General features: G+C 61.1%; 25 protein-coding genes and 1 tRNA gene. 11 read left to right on the top strand and 15 right to left on the bottom strand.

Translation table 11 applies throughout. The features are described from left to right. Positions 1-130 precede the first annotated feature (130 nt). The 6 genes from ISN74_RS14770 to ftsY all read right to left on the bottom strand — a co-directional run bounded on the left by ISN74_RS14770 (position 131) and on the right by ftsY (position 4,783). Positions 131-862: a hypothetical protein gene (locus tag ISN74_RS14770; RefSeq protein WP_188799942.1), complete on the bottom strand. Its 732-nt coding sequence runs from the start codon at positions 860-862 to the stop codon at positions 131-133. A gap of 288 nt (positions 863-1,150) precedes the next feature. Further along, a tRNA-Phe gene (locus ISN74_RS14765) sits at positions 1,151-1,226 on the bottom strand. A gap of 47 nt (positions 1,227-1,273) precedes the next feature. Continuing rightward, positions 1,274-1,552, bottom strand: a complete 279-nt coding sequence (locus tag ISN74_RS14760) for an oxidative damage protection protein (protein WP_188799941.1) — start codon at positions 1,550-1,552, stop codon at positions 1,274-1,276. Between the two features lie 2 nt (positions 1,553-1,554). Continuing rightward, a complete protein-coding gene (mutY, locus tag ISN74_RS14755; RefSeq protein ID WP_188799940.1) occupies positions 1,555-2,625 on the bottom strand; it encodes an A/G-specific adenine glycosylase in 1,071 nt (356 codons plus the stop codon). Next, positions 2,622-3,710 (bottom strand): AsmA family protein, encoded by a 1,089-nt coding sequence (locus ISN74_RS14750; protein ID WP_229679299.1) that lies wholly within the window; start codon positions 3,708-3,710, stop codon positions 2,622-2,624. The genes mutY and ISN74_RS14750 overlap by 4 nt, the downstream gene beginning before the upstream one ends. Further along, on the bottom strand, positions 3,710-4,783 hold the full coding sequence (gene ftsY / locus ISN74_RS14745) for a signal recognition particle-docking protein FtsY (RefSeq protein ID WP_188799939.1): 1,074 nt from the start codon (positions 4,781-4,783) through the stop codon (positions 3,710-3,712). The genes ISN74_RS14750 and ftsY overlap by 1 nt, the downstream gene beginning before the upstream one ends. A gap of 73 nt (positions 4,784-4,856) precedes the next feature. Here ftsY and rsmD point away from each other — a divergent pair, with 73 nt between their 5' ends. The 7 genes from rsmD (at position 4,857) to ISN74_RS14710 (ending at position 10,687) form a co-directional block, all read left to right on the top strand. Further along, complete coding sequence (gene rsmD / locus ISN74_RS14740; RefSeq protein ID WP_188799938.1) at positions 4,857-5,414, top strand: 16S rRNA (guanine(966)-N(2))-methyltransferase RsmD; 558 nt, start codon at positions 4,857-4,859, stop codon at positions 5,412-5,414. A gap of 52 nt (positions 5,415-5,466) precedes the next feature. Next, a complete protein-coding gene (gene coaD / locus ISN74_RS14735; protein WP_188800664.1) occupies positions 5,467-6,000 on the top strand; it encodes a pantetheine-phosphate adenylyltransferase in 534 nt (177 codons plus the stop codon). Then, the gene (locus ISN74_RS14730) at positions 5,993-6,502 is read left to right on the top strand and encodes a hypothetical protein (protein ID WP_188799937.1); all 510 of its coding nucleotides are present in this window, start codon (positions 5,993-5,995) and stop codon (positions 6,500-6,502) included. Before coaD ends, ISN74_RS14730 begins: the two co-directional genes overlap by 8 nt. Positions 6,503-6,682: 180 nt before the next feature. Next, the gene (locus ISN74_RS14725; protein ID WP_188799936.1) at positions 6,683-6,937 is read left to right on the top strand and encodes a YfhL family 4Fe-4S dicluster ferredoxin; all 255 of its coding nucleotides are present in this window, start codon (positions 6,683-6,685) and stop codon (positions 6,935-6,937) included. Beyond that, on the top strand, positions 6,934-8,649 hold the full coding sequence (ggt, locus tag ISN74_RS14720) for a gamma-glutamyltransferase (RefSeq protein ID WP_188799935.1): 1,716 nt from the start codon (positions 6,934-6,936) through the stop codon (positions 8,647-8,649). The genes ISN74_RS14725 and ggt overlap by 4 nt, the downstream gene beginning before the upstream one ends. A 115-nt stretch (positions 8,650-8,764) precedes the next feature. Beyond that, positions 8,765-9,613, top strand: coding sequence for an MBL fold metallo-hydrolase (locus ISN74_RS14715; RefSeq protein WP_188799934.1), 849 nt, complete (start codon positions 8,765-8,767; stop codon positions 9,611-9,613). A 27-nt stretch (positions 9,614-9,640) separates the two neighbouring features. Next, positions 9,641-10,687, top strand: a complete 1,047-nt coding sequence (locus ISN74_RS14710) for a TMEM43 family protein (protein ID WP_188799933.1) — start codon at positions 9,641-9,643, stop codon at positions 10,685-10,687. 109 nt (positions 10,688-10,796) lie between these two features. Here ISN74_RS14710 and ISN74_RS14705 read toward each other — a convergent pair whose 3' ends face one another. From ISN74_RS14705 to cdd, 4 genes are read right to left on the bottom strand one after another with little or no spacing between them, the layout of a single operon-like run. Further along, complete coding sequence (locus ISN74_RS14705; RefSeq protein WP_188799932.1) at positions 10,797-11,363, bottom strand: NUDIX hydrolase; 567 nt, start codon at positions 11,361-11,363, stop codon at positions 10,797-10,799. Between the two features lie 36 nt (positions 11,364-11,399). Beyond that, the gene (locus ISN74_RS14700; protein WP_188799931.1) at positions 11,400-12,314 is read right to left on the bottom strand and encodes a 5'-3' exonuclease; all 915 of its coding nucleotides are present in this window, start codon (positions 12,312-12,314) and stop codon (positions 11,400-11,402) included. Continuing rightward, positions 12,296-12,871, bottom strand: a complete 576-nt coding sequence (locus ISN74_RS14695) for a nitroreductase family protein (RefSeq protein WP_188799930.1) — start codon at positions 12,869-12,871, stop codon at positions 12,296-12,298. Before ISN74_RS14695 ends, ISN74_RS14700 begins: the two co-directional genes overlap by 19 nt. Before the next feature lie 44 nt (positions 12,872-12,915). Further along, a complete protein-coding gene (gene cdd, locus ISN74_RS14690) occupies positions 12,916-13,329 on the bottom strand; it encodes a cytidine deaminase (protein ID WP_188799929.1) in 414 nt (137 codons plus the stop codon). Between the two features lie 136 nt (positions 13,330-13,465). On the opposite strand from cdd, the gene ISN74_RS14685 reads away from it, so the two are divergent. Then, positions 13,466-14,566, top strand: coding sequence for an NAD(P) transhydrogenase subunit alpha (locus tag ISN74_RS14685; protein WP_188799928.1), 1,101 nt, complete (start codon positions 13,466-13,468; stop codon positions 14,564-14,566). Positions 14,567-14,605: 39 nt separating this feature from the next. Here ISN74_RS14685 and ISN74_RS14680 read toward each other — a convergent pair whose 3' ends face one another. Genes ISN74_RS14680 through ISN74_RS14670 form a run of 3 tightly spaced genes read right to left on the bottom strand, consistent with a single transcriptional unit; the run spans position 14,606 to position 16,143 of the window. Next, a complete protein-coding gene (locus tag ISN74_RS14680; RefSeq protein ID WP_188799927.1) occupies positions 14,606-15,118 on the bottom strand; it encodes a DUF3106 domain-containing protein in 513 nt (170 codons plus the stop codon). Positions 15,119-15,121: 3 nt separating this feature from the next. After that, a complete protein-coding gene (locus ISN74_RS14675) occupies positions 15,122-15,514 on the bottom strand; it encodes a hypothetical protein (RefSeq protein WP_188799926.1) in 393 nt (130 codons plus the stop codon). After that, positions 15,511-16,143, bottom strand: a complete 633-nt coding sequence (locus tag ISN74_RS14670; RefSeq protein ID WP_188800662.1) for an RNA polymerase sigma factor — start codon at positions 16,141-16,143, stop codon at positions 15,511-15,513. Before ISN74_RS14670 ends, ISN74_RS14675 begins: the two co-directional genes overlap by 4 nt. A 159-nt stretch (positions 16,144-16,302) precedes the next feature. On the opposite strand from ISN74_RS14670, the gene ISN74_RS14665 reads away from it, so the two are divergent. Together ISN74_RS14665 and ISN74_RS14660 are read left to right on the top strand one after the other, a co-directional pair. After that, positions 16,303-16,611 (top strand): NAD(P) transhydrogenase subunit alpha part 2, encoded by a 309-nt coding sequence (locus tag ISN74_RS14665; protein ID WP_188799925.1) that lies wholly within the window; start codon positions 16,303-16,305, stop codon positions 16,609-16,611. Continuing rightward, entirely contained in the window at positions 16,611-18,089 is a 1,479-nt protein-coding gene (locus tag ISN74_RS14660) for an NAD(P)(+) transhydrogenase (Re/Si-specific) subunit beta (protein ID WP_188800661.1), read from the top strand. The genes ISN74_RS14665 and ISN74_RS14660 overlap by 1 nt, the downstream gene beginning before the upstream one ends. Here the strand turns inward: ISN74_RS14660 and ISN74_RS14655 are convergent. Continuing rightward, positions 18,086-18,529, bottom strand: coding sequence for a hypothetical protein (locus ISN74_RS14655; protein WP_229679298.1), 444 nt, complete (start codon positions 18,527-18,529; stop codon positions 18,086-18,088). The genes ISN74_RS14660 and ISN74_RS14655 overlap by 4 nt on opposite strands. Positions 18,530-18,838: 309 nt before the next feature. Between ISN74_RS14655 and sufT the strand changes: the two genes are divergently transcribed. Beyond that, positions 18,839-19,396, top strand: coding sequence for a putative Fe-S cluster assembly protein SufT (gene sufT, locus ISN74_RS14650; protein ID WP_188799924.1), 558 nt, complete (start codon positions 18,839-18,841; stop codon positions 19,394-19,396). A 144-nt stretch (positions 19,397-19,540) separates the two neighbouring features. Here sufT and ISN74_RS14645 read toward each other — a convergent pair whose 3' ends face one another. After that, positions 19,541-20,029: an asparaginase domain-containing protein gene (locus ISN74_RS14645; protein WP_188799923.1), complete on the bottom strand. Its 489-nt coding sequence runs from the start codon at positions 20,027-20,029 to the stop codon at positions 19,541-19,543. Between the last annotated feature and the right edge of the window lie 33 nt (positions 20,030-20,062).

The raw sequence follows: 20,062 nt of genomic DNA, 5'->3' as shown, positions 1-20,062 counted from the left end.
CTCGCAGCTTGTTCATGTCTGGATGCCCAGTAAATGATCTGATTTGAGTAGGTCGCCCTAGTGAGTGACAGGTGATCTTCACTTGCAATTAGCCCGAGTTGATAGGGAACTTACCTTCGCGAGCACGGGGTCAAAGTGCTGCCGGTGCCTTCTTATGGAGGCTTGCGCACGCAGGACCTTTGTCAGCTTGATCGTCATCCCTGCACATCTCGCGCAAAGCTTCCGTCGGGTCATCGGTCGGCGAGATGTTCCAAACGTTACGCAGCACCACGTAGCGAATGGTTTTCTCTTGAACAATCAGGTGCAGCGCCATCGACCACCTTGCCAAGAGGGCTAAGGTTTTATTCGTTGGAGTCCACGCATAGTGGACATACACCATCATCGCGTCCGGCTCTGCATAAGCGCGACTCGACAGGGGTGGGATATCAAACGAGCGGGTGCTTTTGGCAGGGATGGTTTGGTGGTCCAACTGCGTAAATTCTGCAGCCGGGACCCAGATCGAATTGCCGCCTGGCATCGTCGTGGTGCCGTCCGGATGGGTTGTTGCCAAGACCGGTTCGGTGGTGATGTAAGCGAGGTTCTGCTTGGGTAAGCTGATGCGGAAGGATGTGATGTCCTGATCAACCGGGCTGGTGTTGGTTAGCGTGAAGGCGTAAGCACGTCCATCAGCCTTGTCATAGGCTAATGAGATCTCGCCCGTCACCCATTCATAGATCGCCGTTGGCACCACGGCTATCAACCCCAAAGCCAACAATAGTCCCTTTAACCGAGAGCCTCCCTTAGCCAAAAGCGAAGAGAGTTTCGGACTGGATACGGGCTGTGCCTTCTTCTTTTGGGGCCGCTTCTTTAATTTCTGTTTCATCGGTCGAGTTAGGGCTAACTTGATTGAGCCCAGAGACCTAACGACATCATGCTCTGAAACTTGAGGGGCCGCCGCTTGTTCATCCGCGATCTGCCCACTTCAAGGTAGGGGGCGGAGGGCGGTTGAGATGCGCATCGCCGTTACAGGGTCGCGCGATCGCGTCGGTGGGGTACGGCATGCGTGCAGCATAAATGCGCCTGATTTTGCTGCGCAGGTGACCGTGGCTACACACCGGCGGCACAACGAAAAAGCCCACTCGGGTGGAGTGGGCTAAATCATTGGATCTAATGGTGGCCGGGGACGGAATCGAACCGCCGACACGGGGATTTTCAATCCCCTGCTCTACCAACTGAGCTACCCGGCCAGGGTGTTACGTTGAGCCGCACATTAAATCGGATGAGGCGTCCGTCGTCAAGACTCTGCTTCCGGGGCCACGTAGCCGTCGGGCTTCTTGGCCTCGCCGCCGAACAGGAATTTCTCCATTTCCGCGCCCAGGAATTGGCGAGATTTGGGGTCCAGCGGGTTGAGGCGGTATTCGTTGATCAGCATGGTCTGGTGGGCGAGCCATTGTTGCCATGCGGGCTTGGAGATCTCGGCATAAACACGCTGACCAAGTGGGCCGGGCCAGGGGGCAAAGTCCAGGCCTTCGGCGTCGATATCCAGCTTGGCGCAATGAATCGTGCGGCTCATCGTTAATTCTCTTCGTTCGTCAATGATGACTCAGTGCGTTCCGGCAATCCCGTCAACAGGGAGCGCACGGGAGCGGGCAGACCGAGTGCTGGCAGGTCAGTGGCTGCATACCAGCGAAGATCAGCATTATCGGCGATTACGCGCGCGGGCGCTGCGTGGTCGAAGAGCAGTGGCTGGATCTGCAGCCGATAGTGACTGAAGACGTGCATGAAGGCGGTGAGTGATTGGGCGTCGTCGATCTGTGCGTGGCGCTGTGCTTCGCGCCAGGCGCTGTCGCTGTCTTCGGCTTCGGGCAGACTCCACAGGCCTGACCAAACACCTTGCGTACCACGCCGCTGCAATAGCACGCGGCCTTCGGCATCGCGCAAGATCAGCATCACGGTACTGCGTGTGGGGATGGCCTTGCCGGGTTTCGGTGTCGGCAGTTGTGTCGTGAGATGGTCGCGATAGGCAACGCAATCGGCCTGCGCCGGGCAGGCAGCGCATAACGGGCGCGTGCGTGCGCATACCGTGGCGCCGAGATCCATGATCGCTTGCGTGTAATCCGCCGTGCGTTCTGCAGGCGTGTGTTCGTCGGCGCGCAGCCACAGCTGCTTTTCCACCTCGCGCTCACCGGGATGGCCGACGATGCCGTGGAGGCGTGTCAGCACGCGTTTCACATTGCCGTCGAGGATGGGATGGCGCAATCCGTAGGCCTGGGCGAGTATCGCGCCAGCGGTGGAGCGGCCAATGCCGGGGAGCGCTGTCAGCGCATCGAAATCGCGTGGCAATTCGCCTTTGTGTTGATCAACGCACAACTGTGCCGCTTTGTGTAAAAAGCGCGCGCGCCGGTAATAGCCAAGGCCGGACCACAAGGCCAGTACCGTGTCTTCGTCGGCTGCAGCGAGGTCGCGCAAGCTTGGAAGTTTGGCGACGAAGCGTTGGAAATAGGGAATGACCGTGACGACCTGCGTTTGCTGCAACATGATCTCGGACAGCCAAACGCGATAGGCATCGCGCGGATGCTGCCAGGGAAGGTCGTGCCGGCCGTGGCGGTCGAACCAGGCGAGCAGGGCGTTGGCGAATGGCGTCACGGATGCGGTGCGTCAGGCTGAGCGGGGGTGGCGGCACTGCTGGCGCTGGCCGGTACGGCATTGCCGGTTTGTACGCTCAGGCCATCGATGTGGATGCCGCCGATGTCGAGCTTCGCCATGTCGATCTGCCCGTTGCCGGGAGGAGCAGAAAGCTGTGGGCCTTGTGGGTTGGCTAACTGGTTCCACCATTGCGCCAGCGCGAGCGGCGACAGTTCGAGATCGACGTGATTGTCTTTGCCTAGCAGCTTGATATGCAGCAGCGGCGGCTTGTTTTGTGTGGCAGGTGCAAGGAGCACGGCAGCATCGTAGATGCCATCACCGGCCAGGCTGAACTTGCCCTGCAACTGTGCAGCGATATGGTTGCCGCCAGACCAACGTGCGTGGCCAACGAGATTAAGTTCCGTTGCACTGCTGTCGGCGGCATGCACGGTCATGTTGTTCAGCATCAAGGTGCCGCCGGCAATGCTGGGCACCATCGACACTTGCAATTGCAGTGGCGTGCCGTCGGTTTCCTTGCCGGACAGATTGATGCCGAACGGTTGTCCTGGCGCAAGGCGTCCCGTATCGAGCGAAACGCCATCCAGCCACTGACTGTTGTTTTCCACCACGCTGCCGTTGCGAATACGTACGCCTGTGACGATAAGCGGAATCTGTTCCGGCACCGCGGTCGATTGCGGGGGCAGCGACATCAGCCACGCCTGCAGCGCATCCAGATCTACGCGAGGCGAATTGATCTGCATGCGTGAAATCACCATCGGACCACCGAACAACGTGTGCCACGGCAATACAAGCCGTCCGTTCGCGGCAAGCAAGATGGGCATGTTCAATGCACCGCCCGAACCGGTATCGCGGGCGACCAGCGTGATGCCTTCCAACTGCAGGGCCGGTCGTGGGAATAGCGTGGGACTGGCCGGACTCGACAGTGTGAGTTCCAGCCCGGCATCACTGGCCTGCTGCTTGAGCATCGCTGTGAAACGGTCGGGCTGCAGCAACAAGTAGAGTGCGGCCAACACAGTGAGCGCGATGCCGCCAAACACGCTGGCGACGACGATTAGCAGCAATCGCAGCGGGCGCGGCAGGGTCATCAGGTGCGTACGAACTCGTTGGGAAGCAGGCCGTCGACGTAGGCTTCCGCGTCGAACACGCGCAGATCCGTGGCGGTTTCACCCAGACCGACAAAGCGGATCGGCAGACCAAATTCGCGCGCCAGCGCAAACACCACGCCGCCCTTGGCCGTGCCATCGAGCTTGGTGACCACCAGTCCGGTAACGCCGACGATCTGCCGGAATTGCCGCACCTGATTTACCGCGTTTTGGCCAGTGGTGCCGTCGATCACCATCAGCACTTCATGCGGTGCATCGGCATCGAGCTTCTTGAGCACGCGCGCGATCTTGCCCAGTTCATCCATCAGGCCGCCTTGGGTGTGCAAGCGGCCAGCGGTATCGGCGACCAGCACATCGGCGTTGCGTGAGCGGGCAGCCTGCAGCGCATCGAAAATCACGCTGGCCGCATCGGCATTCTGGCCTTGCGAGATCACGGGTACCTGGTTGCGATCGCCCCAGGTTTTGAGTTGCTCCACCGCCGCGGCGCGGAATGTATCGCCGGCTGCCAGCAACACCTGCCGGCCTTCGTCGCGCCATTTCCTGGCGAGCTTGCCAATCGTTGTGGTCTTGCCCACGCCGTTGATGCCAACCGTGAGCACCACGAACGGCCGGCGTCCGTTGATTTCCAGCGGGCGTTGCACCGGTTTCAGCAGGACGATCAGTTCTTGCCGCAGTGCTTGCAGCAAGGCACCGGCATCAGCGAACTCGCGCTTGTGCATACGCTTGCGCAGGTTTTCGACCAGGCTGGTGCTGGTCTCAATGCCCACGTCGGCGGTGATCAGGGTAGTTTCCAACTCGTCGAGCAGATCGTCGTCCAGCTTTGGATGACGGGAGAACAGCGAGGAAATGCCGCGGGCGAACGTGCTGCCGGAGAGGCGCTCGCGCCAGCTGCGCTTCACGGGGGATTCGATGGCGGCGTCAGCAGCGACAGGGCCGGGATCCGGCTGGACGACCGGCGCTTCGGGCGCGGTAGCCTCGGCCGGCGCTTGACTAGCTGCTTCCTCGTTATCCCCGGTGCCGTTCTCGGCCGGCTTCTTCTTCCAAAATTTGAGCATGGGGCGTGGGATTCAAAGACAATAGGCGAATGCTATCACCCCGACCCGTACTGTCCGCTGAGGGCGCCTGTGCATGAAGGCTGCGCCCGGGCGTATTCGTATTATTGGCGGCCACTTGCGCAATTCGCGCCTGAATGTGCCCGATCTTCCTGGACTGCGCCCGACCTCTGAGCGTGTCCGTGAGACCCTGTTCAACTGGCTGGCGCCCACCCTGGCTGGGGTGCGGGCTCTGGATCTGTGTGCGGGAACCGGTGCGCTGGGGATCGAAGCGATATCTCGTGGCGCAGGCGCGGTGCAGTTCGTGGAGCCGGATGCGTCGGTGGCCGATGCCTTGCGCGGCAATCTGACCCGCTTGAAGGCTGAGGCTGGCGACGTGGCCGGCGTGGACGCTGTGCGTTTTCTGCAGCGTGAGCCGCAGCCGTTTGGCCTGGTCTTTCTGGACCCGCCGTTTGCCCAGCAATTGTGGGCGCCGTTGGCGCGCAAGCTGGAAGACGGCGGCTGGCTTGCGGTCGCCGCGCAGATCTATGTGGAATCGCCGCGCGGGCATGCGCCCGACTTGCCTGCAAACTGGTTGCTGCACCGCGAAGGGCAGGCCGGCGAGGTCCGCTATGCGCTCTATCGCCGCATATGAAGTGTTCCGTTAAGCTAATACCACTTTCCCCCGCGAAGTTGTTTTCGTGAACATGCCGCTGGTAAACACCCGCCTCGCCGTCTATCCGGGCACCTTCGACCCGATTACCAACGGCCATGCTGATCTCGTCGCGCGTGCTGCGCCCTTGTTCGAACGCATCGTTGTTGCCGTGGCGGAGAGCCCCAACAAGGGCAAGGGGCCTGGTTTCACCTTGCAGGAGCGCATTTCGCTGGCGCGTCTCGCGCTGGCGGACCTGCCGAACGTGGAAGTGCGCGGCTTCGATTGCCTGCTGGCCCAGTTCGTGAACGACATTGGTGCAGGTGTGATCATCCGCGGGCTGCGCGCCGTCTCGGATTTCGAATACGAATTCCAGCTGGCGAGCATGAATCGTCATCTCATTCCCAAGGTCGAAACGTTATTCTTGACGCCGGCCGAGCAATACAGCTTTATTTCGTCCTCGCTGGTGCGTGAGATCGGTCGCCTTGGTGGTGACATCTCCGGTTTCGTGCATCCTGCGGTCCAACAGGCCATGCGGCAGCGCTGGCACAAAAAGCAACCCGAAACCGAAGGGGATAACTATGCGTAAACTCACTCTCATCGCCACCGCCCTCGCGTTGACCGGCTGCCTGGCACTGTCCGCGTGCAACAACAACGGCGGCGACAACCAGCAGCAGGCAGCGGCACAGCCTCAGAAGCCCACCAAGCCTACCGATCCGAACGACTCCAAGGGCTGGAACGCTTATCTGGGCCAGATCGTGCAGGACAACATGCAGGGCATGACCGCACCGCAGCCGTATGCCTACCTCGTGCCGGCTGGCGACAGCGATGACGCCAAGGACGCTCAGGATCGCCAGCTCAGCAACGTGCAGGACATCGTGGCCCGCGGCATTCTGCCGGGTAACCTGGTGGCGATCGGTGGTGCGGATTCGGGCAAGACGGCCGACCTCGTCACCCAAGCCTTCAAGGATGCCAAACCCGGTTCGATGAAGGGCGTGATTATCCTGGTGATCGGCGACAAGGCTGACGAGCAGCGCGTCGATGACGTGCTGAAGCCGACCGACGCTACGGTCCGCTACGTGCAGATGTAATGCCTTTCCCCCTCCCCTGACAGCAGGGGAGGGTTGAGGTTGGCCAAGCGTGCTTTGAGGCATGTGTGTCCAACCCATTCCCGATCTCCCCTTGCCGGGCAGGGGGAGGGCGCACCCCGAGGCGATATCGCGCTTTGTTGCTTCGCACAATAAGCGCCGGCCCGTGTAGACTAAACCCGCATGTCCCTGAAGATCCTCGATACCTGCGTCAACTGTGACGTCTGCGAACCCGTCTGCCCTAACAAGGCGATTTCGCTTGGCGAGGAGTACTACGTCATCGATCCGGCCCTTTGTACTGAATGCATCGGTCATCACGACGAGCCGCAGTGCGTGGTCGTGTGCCCAGTGGAATGCATCATCGTCGACCCCGCGCATACCGAAACGCACGGGCAGCTCGAAGATAAATACAAACATCTGATGGAGGCCAAGGGATGAAGCTTGCGTTGCGTTGGCACGTGTTGCTTATCGGTTTTGCATTGGGGGCGAGTGGAGCATTTGCCGCTGACAGTCCCAAACCTTCCATCCAGACAACGCAACTTGCGCAACGTCCCGGCCACGCCGGCATCGCCAGCGCCAATGCGCTAGCGACCGAAGCAGGCTTCGAGGTGCTGGCCAAAGGTGGCAATGCGTTCGATGCCGCAATTGCCGTCGCGTCCACGCTGTCGGTGGTCGAGCCGGAAAGTTCGGGCATCGGTGGTGGCTTCATGGCGACCATGCACGTGGCTTCCACTGGTCGCAACGTTTTCATTGATGCGCGCGAAACCGCGCCGGCTGCAATTAATCCCAAGGATTACCTCAATCCGGATGGCTCGCCCAATCGCGATACCGCGTTGAAGGGGCCATTGTCTGCCGGCATTCCCGGTGAACCGGCGGGTTTGGTCTGGCTGGCCAAGCACTACGGTAAATTGCCGCTGACGGTTTCGCTCGCACCGGCTATCCGCACGGCGCGCGATGGCTTCAAACCGGATAGCCGCCTGCTCGGCGCGATCAAGGACGAGCAGACGAATCTGCAGCGCTGGCCTGCTTCCGCGGCTGTCTATCTGCCCAACGGCAAGCCGCCCGCAGAAGGCGAAATCTGGCGCAATCCCGATCAGGCGCACACGCTGGAGTTGCTGGCGCAATACGGTGACTCAGGCTTTTACAGCGGCGAAACAGCGCAGAAGCTAGTGGACGCCGTGCACGCAGCGGGCGGCAATTGGGATCTGAAGGATCTTTCGTCGTACCGCGTGAAAGAGCGCACGCCGATCACCGTCGACTACCGCGGCTACAAGATCATCACAGCACCACCGCCGTCATCGGGCGGCGTGGCGATTGCCGAAATCCTCAACATTCTTTCCGGCTTCGACACGAGCCAGCTCGATCAAGTGCATCGCATTCATCTGGTGATCGAAGCGATGCGCCGAGCCTTCCGCGATCACAACGATTACCTAGGCGATCCGGACTTCGTGAAGATGCCGCTGGATATACTGCTGTCGCCGTATTACGCCGATGGCTTGCGCCAGACCATCCTGCCGGATAAGGCCACACCTTCGTCGATGCTGTCGCCGACCAGCGGCCAGGATCCGGGCATGCACACCACGCATTTCTCGATCATCGATGCAGACGGCAATATGGTCGGTATCACTTCGACGGTGAATTACATACTCGGCTCGACCTTTGTTGCGCAGGGCACCGGCGTGCTGCTCAATGACGAGATGGACGATTTCGCGTTAGTGCCGAACAAGCCCAACGTCTATGGATTGCTCGGCAGCAAGGCCAACGCCCCCGAACCGGGCAAGCGCATGCTGTCATCCATGTCGCCCAGCATCGTGATCGGTCCGGACCGCACCGCGGTGATCGGTTCACCCGGTGGCTCGACCATCATCACGCAGGTGCTGGAAGGTATTCTTGCTTTCATTGATGGTGGCGATGCCCATCAGGTCGTGGCGCACAAGCGCTTCCATCACCAGTTCATGCCGGACGTGGTCTCTGTGGAACCCGGCGCCTTCGACGCCGATACCAGCGCAGCGCTTACGAAGATGGGTTACACGCTCAAGGATCGCGAGCCCTGGGGCTTCATGAATGTGGTGATCTGGGATCGCCGCAGCAACAAGCTGGATGCAGCGAGCGATCCGCGCAGGCCGGATGGTCTGGGCAAGGTACAGTAATCGCCCATCTGGGAATTTGATCAGACGCTAACTCCGCTCTCACATTGAGGGCGGGGTTGAGTGCGATAATTGGCTCTCCAAGCGCCAAGCGCCGAACCTTCAGGCGGACGTACTCATGCAGTTGTGGTCGATCAACGGCAACACCCAGAAACTCGATGGCGGCGCCATGTTCGGCAACGCGCCAAAGGCGATGTGGTCGCGCTGGATCGCACCGGATGAACTCAATCGCATTCCGCTCGCCTGCCGCTGTCTGCTGGTGAAGGATCTGGATGGCCGCAACGTGTTGTTCGAGACCGGCATCGGCGCCTTCTTCGAGCCATCGCTGCGTGAACGTTATGGAGTGATGGAGAGTCATCACGTCCTGCTCGATTCGTTGGCCGAAGCTGGCGTGTCGCACGAAGACATCGACGTGGTCGTATTGTCCCATCTGCACTTTGATCATGCCGGTGGTGTGTTGGCCGCATGGGAAGAAGGCAAGACGCCGCAATTGCTGTTTCCGCATGCGAAGTTTCTGGTCGGTGCCAGTCACTGGGAGCGCGTGCTGAAGCCGCATCCCCGCGACCGCGCCTCGTTCATTCCCGAACTGCAGCACCTGCTGGTGCAGAGCGGACGGCTGGAGCTGGTTGCGGGTGAGTATTCACAGGCGCTGGGGCGGTCTGTGCGCTTCCATTTCTCGGACGGCCACACCCCGGGATTGATGCTGGCGGAGGTCGCCGGCGTAGTTTTTTGCGCCGACCTGATCCCCGGCCGTTCCTGGGTGCATCTGCCCATCACCATGGGCTATGACCGCTTCCCCGAAACCCTGATCGACGAAAAGCGCGTTTTTCTGGAAGATAAGCTCGCACGCAATGTGCGGCTGTTCTTCACACACGACCATGCCTGCGCCATCGCCCGCGTGACACGCGACGAGCGTGGGCGCTATGGTACGACTGACGAGCAGCCCGAGTTACGCGGCGCAGTCTGAAGTTCCATCCATACGGCCGGAGGTTCGATGAGCGGCGAGCGCAAGCCACCTCTCTCAATCCGTGAAATGCTGTTGCCCGCACTGGGCGCTATCGTCTTGCTGATTGGCGTTGGTGTGGCGGCAGTCACCGAAAAGGGGCACATCGATTACCGCACGCAGATACAGCGGCATGGTGGCGATGTGCTCGACCTGGGCGCGAACGGTCGACCCGATGCCGACGAGCAGGGCTACATGGTGCGTGTGGTCGGGCCCTTGCAGGTCGTGGAAGCGCCGCTGGACCAGCAATTCAACCAGCAGACCAACCAGCCGGTGCTGATTCGCCACGTGCAGATGTTCCAGTGGCACGAAGTCAGTTATGGCGGCCCGCCGTCCTATGAACTGGACTGGGAAGATCATCCGATCGATTCCAGCCATTTCGCTCATTCTGAAGGCCACACCAATCCGGGCAAATTTCCCTTGGAGGGTGCGCAATTCGATGCGGGCGCAGTGCGCTTGAATGATTTCGTGCTCGACCCGGCGCTTGTGCACACCTTGGTCGGCAGCCAGCCGATTACGCCGGATTTGCGCAACCTGCCGAGCAATCTCGCGGCGAGCTTCAGCCTGTTCAATAACAGCCTGGTGACCAGTGCCGTGCCGTCCAACCCGCAAGCAGGCGATTTGCGCGTCAGCTGGGAAGCCGTGCCGATCCAGGATGTCACCGTGGTGGCGAAAGTAAGCGGCAATCGGCTGGTGCCAGCCAGCGATGCGGCGGACGGTGTGGGTTTTGCTGTGCAATCGGGCGATGTGCCGCTGGCGGATATCTTTTCGGATCTGCCGGTGCCGCCGGATTACTCGTGGTTGCGCCGCTTGGGTTCGATCCTGCTGGCAACCTTGGGAACAGCGTTGCTGCTGCGCTGGCACTATCAGCGCATCGACCCGATCCTTGCGCCTGCCATCGCCGTATTGGTAATTGGCGCGGTCGATGCGGTGCTGTGGCTGGGCAACGACAACGCGCGAGCAGGCTGGTGGTTTGCGCTTACGCTAGTGGGCATTGCTCTGACGGCGTGGCGGGTGCGTGCGCTGAAGCCAAGCTAGAGCGATTTTGACTCTGGCTCTTACATTCGCGACTCGTTCTTTGCCGTCATTCCCGCGAAAGCGGGAATGACGACACAAAGGGTATGCACATACATAAGCGAAAAACGCTTTAGCCGAACAATCCGGCGTGTTCGATAAACCACAGTCCCGCAAACAACTTGGGATCGATCGAATAACCCTCGGCGCTGCGTGCAAGCAGCCATGCAGCGGCTTCCTTGCGCGGGATTTCGTGAACGACGATGTTCTCGCTTTCATCACCGCCGCCGTCGCTGACCTTGACCAGATCATGCGCACGTACGAACGCGATGATCTCGCTGCTCATGCCGGACGATGTCGGCCCTTCGTGCACGAAGCTGACGTGGCTGCAGCGATAACCGGTTTCTTCTTCCAGCTCGCGTTGCGCGGCGAGCAAAACGCTTTCGCTCTCGCTGCCGGCAAGATCACCTACCAGTCCAGCCGGCATCTCGATGGTGAACTTCTGTACGGCAACCCGGTATTGCTCCACAAACAGGATTTTGTCCTCGGGCGTTACCGCCAGAATGATGACCGCACCGCCCGGATTGTTCCGCTCGGCGTATTCCCAGCGACCGCGGCGACGCAAACTTAGCCACCGTCCTTGATAAAGGATTTCGGGTTCGGCGCTGGCGTCCTGGGGTTTGCGATTCGTCTGGTTCATGGCGGGTGATGAGGGAAGTTGAAAGGGAGTTGTGCGTCAACCGCCGTTGAGTGCACGCAAGCGATTGCGTGTCAGCGGTCCAAAACGAAGTTGCTCGCACAATGGCTCGAGCGCGCCTGGCGCAGGATGGCGCAGCAAGGCCTCGGCATGGCCCTCGACCGGTGCATCCAGTGCGATACGGGTAAGTCGACGATACAGTTTTGCCGATTCGCCATGCTCGCGCAGTTTTGCTGCGCAACTGGCTGCACCGCGCAAACGTAGGAACGGCACTTCTTCCACACGCTCGAGCAAGGCGTCGAGACTGCCGAAATGACCAAGCAACGCCGCCGCGGTTTTCGCGCCAATGCCGGGTACACCTGGAATGTTGTCCACCGCATCGCCGCATAGTGCAAGGTAATCTGCGACCTGCTCCGGGTGCACGCCAAGACGTTCGAATACGCCGGCGGGTCCCCAGCGCATGTTGCGCGCAAAGTCCCATTGCTCGTCGTGTTCGCTGAGCAACTGGCCAAAATCCTTGTCCGCCGAAACGATCACGCTGCGAAAACCGTTGGCGCGCAGTCCCCACAGCATGCTGCCGATCAGATCATCCGCTTCGAAGCTGTGATCGATCAGTACGCGAATGCCCAGCGCTTCGGTGACGGCACGGCATTGCACGAATTGCCGCTCCAGATCCGGCGGAGGCAGTTCGCGATTCGCCTTGTACTGGGGATAGATCGCGTTGCGGAACGAAGTGGTCAGCGATGCGTCGAACGCTACCGCAAGATGCGATGGCTGTTCGCGTTCCAGCAATTCGCACAGAAAGCGTGTATAGCCGTGCACGGCGTTCACCGGATGACCGTCTGCGTCATGGAACTCGTCCGGCATCGAATGCCAGGCGCGAAACACGTACAGGCTGCCATCGATCAGATGTGCCGTGGGCAGGCTGGAGCGCGTCACGCCGGTGCCTTCCATTGGCTCAGCAGGGTATTCAGCACTGGGCGATCGCGATCGGGGATCTCTGCCTGCGGCGTACCAAGGTGCACGAAGCCAATCACACATTCGTTGCTGGCCAGGCCAAGCAGTTGCGCCACTTCCGGATCGTAAGCCGCCCAGCCAGTGAGCCATTGCGCGCCGAAGCCGAGCGCGTAGGCGCCGAGCAGGATGTTATAGGCGACATTGCCGGCGCAAAGCTTCTGCTCGATTTCCGGAATGCCGGCTTCCGCATTCAATCGCGCGACGACCACAATCACCAGCGGTGCAAAGGTATAACGCATGCGTTCCTTTTCGCGCTTGGATTCCGGCAGGTGCGGATCGCGGCGAATGGCGCGTTCGGTCAGGCGTTCGCCAAATCTCAGCTTGTCGTCACCGCGCAATTCGATCAGCCGGAACGGTTCCAGCTTGCCGTGATCGGGAACGCGGATGGACGCTTCGAGCAGCGCTCGCAAAGTGGCCGCATCGGGAGCGGGTGTGCCCAATTGGCGCGAGGGCGCGGAATGACGTTGTTGCAGCAGCGTGAGCGCGTCGGACATGAGTAGGGGATATCGGGGGAAACGCCTATCCTACAACCTTGTATTCAGCGCGATGGAAGCAGCCGAAAACCATCCGGCAGCAGTGCTTCTACTGTGGTCTGGCGCGTATTGCCGGCGGTGTTGGCCAGCAGTACTGGCGTTGCGGGATCGCACAGTTCGGCCAGTACCTGACGGCAGGAGCCGCAGGGCGTGACGGGTTCCGGCGTGTCGGCAATGACAGCGATGGCTCTGAAATCGCCGGGTTTGTAGCCGGCGGCGATGGCGCTGAACAAAGCTGTGCGTTCAGCACAGTTGCACAGGCCGTAGGCGGCATTCTCAACATTGCAGCCCAGGAACAGCTTGCCGTCGTGGGTTTGCAGGGCCGCGCCAACCTGAAAGCGCGAGTAGGGCGCATAGGCGGACTGGCGTGCGCTGCGGGCAAGATCCAGCAGGGTGTTGCTGACGGTGTGCTCGGACATCGGTGTCTCCGTACGGGTCCCGCTGCCAGCGGGTGCCGGGCCGGCCAGTCTAACCCGAGGCATAGGTGGCAAAGGAAGGTTCGCCTGGCCACAGGCATCGGCTAGGATGATGCGACTACTTTGCAGGGGATGGCCGATGTCGATCACCGTGTCCGCATTGCGTGAAACCGTCGCTGGCGAGCGGCGTGTGGCAATCACGCCGGAAGTGGCAAAGAAGCTTCGCGGCAAGGGCGTGCGTGTGCTGCTCGAACACAGCGCAGGTGCGGCCGCCGGATTTCCCGATGCAAGTTATGCGGATGTGGAGTTCGCGGATGCGGACCAGATAAGCCGTGAAGCCGATTTGCTCGCGTGTGTATTGCCGCCGGACGACACTGCGCTGGCCCGTTTGCGTGAAGGCTGCGTCATCGTCGGGCAACTCCGACCGCACGATGCGGCAACCCGTATCCGGGTACTGGCCGAGTACAAACTGACCGCCTTTTCGCTGGAGCTGTTGCCACGCACGACACGTGCGCAGGCGATGGATGTGTTGAGTTCGCAGGCGGCCGTTGCGGGTTATCGCGCGATGCTGATCGCTGCAGAGAACGCGCCGAAATTCTTTCCCATGCTCACCACTGCAGCAGGCACGATTCGTCCGTCACGTGTGCTCGTGATCGGCGCAGGCGTCGCGGGCCTTCAGGCCATTGCCACGGCACGTCGTCTTGGCGCCCAGATCGAGGGCTACGATGTGCGCCCCGAAACGCGCGAGCAGGTCGAATCGTTGGGTGCCAAGTTTCTGCAACTGGGCGTCAGTGCTGCAGGCAGCGGAGGCTACGCGCGCGAGCTCACGGCGGAAGAACGTGCCGCCCAGCAGCAAGCACTGGCTGAGCACCTGAAGGTTTTCGACGTAGTGGTCAGCACGGCGGCGGTGCCCGGCCGTCCGGCGCCGAAAATCCTCACCGCAGCGATGGTGGATGGCATGAAGCCCGGCGCCTTGATCGTCGACCTCGCTGCAGAAAGCGGCGGCAACTGCGAATTGACTCGTCCTGGCGAACGGGTCGTGCACGATGGCGTAGTGATACTGGGACCGCTCAATCTCGCCGCAGGCGCGCCGTTGCACGCTTCGGAAATGTATGCGCGCAATATCTACAATTTTGCTGAATTGCTGATACGCGACGGTGCGTTGAAGCCCGATTTCGACGACGAGCTAGTGGCGAAGAGCTGCGTGGTTCGCCAAGGCGAAATTTTGTTGAAGGCCTGAACTGGCGCTTGCGTCTCTTCTGCCAGGAAAGACGCGCGATCAGCGGCCCGGCATGCCGAAGGCGTGCTTGCCCGGCAGAGTCGAATGCGGGCCCAGATGCTGCAGCCACTGCTGTTTCTGTTGAGGGCTTTGTTCCTGCCACTGGCGGCGCAACGCTTCGCGCTGATCGGGCGGCAGTTGTTGGAAGCGCTTGAAGGCTTCGTGCAGTTCCTGCTGCTTCGAGGGCGGCAAGGTATCGTAGAGATGCTGATTCTCACGCGCCTGTTCGCGCTGTTCCGGCGTCATCTGCTGCCAGCGCGCGATGCGATCACGGATCTGCTGCTGCTGATCGGGCGGCAGTTTCAACCAATCCTGGGTGCGACCGAGCATGCGTTCCTGCCGTTGGGGCGGCAGGGTGTCCCACTGCGCTTGCAGCGGCTGGAGCATGTTCTGTTGCGCGGGGCTAAGCGTGTTCCACGGATGGGAAACGCCTTGCGCATACGCCGGTGCCGCGGCCATCAGACCGAGCATCAGGGTGAACAGCGAGGGCAGGCAAAGTCGTCGTAGCAACATGGATCAACGTTTGGACTGGTTGCCGCTTTCATTAGCAGCGAGCCAGCTATAGAAATCGAGATTCTGGTACAGACCAGGATCGGCCTTTTCCGCACCGGGGGGTAACTGCTCGAGGTCCGGCTCGGTGGCAGTGACCATGGCAGCAGGGGTGTTGCTTTCGGTCTGACGCGGCGACGGCTGCCAGATCATCAACGCAGCGAGCGCCATGGCAGCCAATGCGCCGACCGGCAGCAGTACGCGTGCGCGATGATGCGAGGAGGCATGTGCAGCAGTAGCCTCCAGAGCCGTACGGCGCGCGGCGCGCAGGCGTCCGGCCGTGACAGGATCGATGCGCTGGGCGGCCTCCTGGTATAGCGCGCGAGCGCGCTGTTCGAATTGTTTATCGGACGAGTTCATCGCCACGCCTCCAATTCCTCACGCAGGTGTTGCATAGCCCGCGAAAGATGTGTTTTCACGCTGCCTTCCGAGCAGCCCATGGTCTGGGCCGTTTCAGCCACGTCCAGGCCTTCCAGTACCCGCAGGATGAATGCTTCGCGCTGACGCTGCGGAAGCTGCTTCACCGCTGCGGCCATGTCCGCATAGGACTTTTCGCCGTGCAGTTTTTCCAGCGGGTCCGGGCCGGTATCAGCCGGTTCCCACACCGGTAATTCGTCGCCGTCATCGTCGCGACCTCCGCCGAGCCATCCGACCACGATGGAGCGGACCTTGCGGCGACGCTGCAGATCGACGATGCGGCGGCGCAGGATGCCCCAGAACAGCGGCGTCCATTCCTCAGCGGGTTTGTTGCGGTAATGCTTGACCAGACGAAGCATGGCGTCTTGCACGGCATCCATGGCGTCTTCCCGGTTGCCGAGATGCAATTCGGCCATGCGGAAGGCGCGCCGCTCCATACTCGCGAGGAAGGCATCCAGGCTGGTGGGTACCGCCCGACTCTCCTGCACAAGAAGTTCCGTCTCGAACACCGCCGAGACACTGTTCACAGCGTTGTTCTCCGAATCGTCAGGGCGAGCATCCCGGGGCTCCATCTGTTCGACTCTCGACATCAACGCGCGAGCCCCGCCAGGGTTGACCAGGGGCCCTGATGACAAGCGGGGCAACAAGCCCTGGCCGCCTGCGCGGCATGGATCAGCATCACGCTCCCACCGTATGATGGGGTGCAGACCACTGATTGGCGGGGGAAACACATGCTCGACGGGTTCCTGGCGCTTTACATCTTTATGCTGGCCGCGTTCACGGGTTACGAGATTATCGCGCGTGTGCCGGTAATCCTGCACACGCCGTTAATGTCCGGCTCCAATTTCATACACGGCATTGTGCTTGTTGGAGCCATGATTGCGCTAGGTCACGCTCGAACTCCGTTCGAGATGGGCATCGGTTTCGTCGGCGTTTTGCTGGGAGCCGGCAACGCTGCGGGCGGCTATGTGGTCACTGAACGGATGCTGGAGATGTTCAAATCCAGCAAGCCCGGGAAGGGCAACGGGGAAGCCAAATGATGGCCTGGCTGCAGACTCTGATCGACGCCTGCTATTTCCTCGCAGCCCTGTTATTCATTCTCGGACTTAAACGCATGAGTTCGCCGCGCACGGCGCGCGGAGGGATCATCTGGGCCGGTTTCGGCATGTTGCTGGCGGTGGTCGCCACTTTGTTGCTGCCTGACATGGAGCACCGGGGTCTGATCATTGCCGCCGTGCTGATCGGCGTAGCCGCCGCCTGGTGGTCGGGTCGCCGGGTGGCGATGACCGCCATGCCGCAGATGGTGGCGCTCTATAACGGCATGGGCGGTGGCGCTGCGGCGGCTATCGGTGCCAGTGAGCTGATCGGCCACGTGGGCGATGTCGCTGCCCTGAATGGCGTCGTGGCGCCGAACACCTACCCGCTGATGCCCGAAAGCTGGTCGCCATTGCATGCCGCCACGGCAGTGCTGGCTCCGCTCAGTCCGGTGGCACTGGCATTGGGTGTACTCGGTGCACTGATCGGATCGGTGAGCTTTTCCGGCTCGCTGATCGCTTTCGCCAAGCTGCAGGGCTGGCTGGACCGGCGCTTCGTGTTTCCGGGTCAGCGCGTGGTGAACATGCTGGTGTTGGCGGCTGCGGTGGTGATCGGCGTGATGCTGGCCACCGGTCACCTGACCTTCGCGCTGATCGGCGCGTTTTTTGTGCTTGCCTTGTTGTTTGGCGTGCTGATGACCTTGCCGATTGGCGGCGCGGACATGCCGGTGGTGATTTCTCTCTACAACGCTTTTACCGGTCTGGCCGTGGCGTTCGAGGGCTATGTGCTGCACAACGAGGCGATGATCATTGCCGGCATGGTCGTTGGCGCGGCCGGTACCTTGCTCACGCAGTTGATGGCCAAGGCGATGAACCGTTCGCTGGGCAATGTGTTGTTCGGAAACTTCGGTGCGGCAACGGGTGCGGCGGCGCAGGACATTGCTGGCAGCCAGAAGCCGATCGAAGCGGCCGATGCCGCGGTAATGATGGCTTACGCCGAACGTGTGGTGATCGTTCCCGGTTACGGCATGGCCGTCGCGCAGGCGCAGCACAAGGTGTGGGAGTTTGCGCAGTTGCTGATTGCGCGCGGGGTGAAGGTGAAGTTCGCCATCCACCCCGTCGCCGGCCGCATGCCCGGTCATATGAATGTGCTGCTGGCGGAAGCAGGCGTGCCGTATGACCTGATCGCCGACATGGAAGACATCAATCCCGAATTTCCGGCCACTGACGTGGCCTTGGTGATCGGCGCCAACGACGTGGTCAATCCGATGGCCAAGACCGATCCGTCGTCACCGATCTACGGTATGCCGATTCTCGACGTGTCCGATGCCAAGCAAGTAATCGTGGTGAAGCGCGGTAAAGGCACCGGTTTTGCGGGCATCGAAAACGCGCTGTTCTATGCCGACAACGCGCGCATGCTGTATGGCGATGGCCAAGCTGCGGCCGGTCAGCTGGTTTCCCAACTGAAGACGTTGGACGGCTAACGGACAGTCCGCGCCCGGCGGCGCGGCGCACGCCATCCGCTGATGATGGCAGTGACAATGCCCGCAATGGACCAAGCGATGTCCAGCGGGCTCATGCTGATATGTGCGAAGTCCAACAGCATGGATAGACCTGCGGTACGCATGGTGTCGATCAGGCCATAACCCATCATCGCCGAGATATTTACTGCGGTGATGAGTATTCGGATGTAGACGCTGGCGACCGCGGTCGCCAGTCCCGCCAATAGGGCAGCACGCCAGCCGCTACCTTGCACCCATTGCCGGACGGCTACCGCAAGCAACCAACCGGCGGGGATGGCCAGCCAGGGCAAGGGCCGGTGCAGGAATACCGTAGGCAGCAACCAGATGGCGCCAGCGGCCAGGCCCAGCATTACCGCGCACAGCAGCGCGAAACATTCGCCGACGATCTGGCGCACGGTCATGATTGGCGGCTCACGGTCACGAGGATCCTGTGGGGTAAAGCGACCATTTTACCGTGATAGACCCGGCAGCACACGGATGCGCTTTCCGCAGGCATATGGCTAAGTGTTTGATTGGCGTAAGCGCTGACGAACTTTGCGGTAAAGGCTGACTCCGCGACATACCGCCGTTTTTCTGAGCTCCCCCGCCGCAATCCCTTGAGATTGAGTCCTTTCAACCTGATGTGAGGGGGACAGGGCCTACAGGTGGCCGGCATAATAGAGGGCCGGCAAGCCGTTGGACGGCTTTCCATAACGATCAGTTGAGATGGCATGAGCGGTTTCAGTCTTAGCAGTGAACCCTTCACTCTGGCGCGAGACTGCGGCGCAGTCATGGTGCCGCAGGGCGAAAGCGTCACGCTGCCGGCCGGCCAGGTCGGTTACATCACCCAGGCGCTGGGCGGTAGTTTTACCGTGTACGTCGAGGGCAACCTGTTCCGCATTGCCGGTAACGACGCTGACGCCCTTGGCAAGGAACCACCGCCGCCGCTCGAATTGGGCGCTGACGCCAGTGATGCCGACGTTGAGCAGCTCGCCTGGCAGCAGCTGCGTACCGTGTTCGATCCGGAAATCCCGATCAACGTGGTCGAGCTGGGGCTGGTCTATGACATGAGCGTGGAAACGGTCGGCCCCGACCAGCGCAAGATCTACGTGAAAATGACGCTTACCGCGCCGGGCTGCGGCATGGGCGACGTACTGATCGACGACGCCCGCACCAAGCTCGAACTGATTCCCACCGTGGACGAGGCTGACGTGGATCTTGTGTTCGATCCGCCGTGGAATCACTCGATGATGTCGGAAGCGGCCAAGCTCGAAACCGGCATGCTTTGACGCTTTTCTTCCTCTCCCGTTTAGGGAGAGGATCGCGGAGAGGGGTGGTCTGGTACAGATGTTCCATTCGAGCGTGCTTCGAGGTAAATCGCACGCCGGAGCAGCTTCGGACTTAACCCTTTCCCACAAGGAAGATGGCTCAGATCAGTTCACTTCCTCAAACCGGTTTGCATCCCGGTTCTTGCGCACCTTGGAAGGATCCCATACACGACCATTCATGGTGATGTAGACGCCGTCTGGTAGCGTCTGCACTGCGGCCACCGCGCAGCCGATATTGAACACGGCATCGGAGCCCTGGAAGCGGGCGGGATTGAGCGCGCCCGTCAGCACGATCACTTTGCCCTTGATGTGGGCCAGTTCCCTTGCCGTTTCCACCATCGTATCGGTGCCATGCGTCACCAGCACGTGGCGATGCGGCTGAGCTTCGATGGTGGAGCGGATCAATGACCGATCCTCGGCGTTGATATGCAGGCTGTCCTTGCGCAGGATCGGAATCACATCGAACTGGAACGCCACACCGAGCTGGCTGAGGATCTCGCTGATCTGCGGCGCACCGATCTTGTAGTCCGACTTGTCGTCGAAATAGATCTTGTCGATGGTGCCACCGGTGGTGACGATGGTCAGATGCTGCATGATCGGACTGCCGTGTAGGTGAAGAGGCATTGT

The organism is Dyella caseinilytica, assembly GCF_016865235.1.
GTDB classification, from domain to species: Bacteria; Pseudomonadota; Gammaproteobacteria; order Xanthomonadales; family Rhodanobacteraceae; genus Dyella_B; species Dyella_B caseinilytica.
This window is presented reverse-complemented; position numbering and strand designations above follow the sequence as displayed.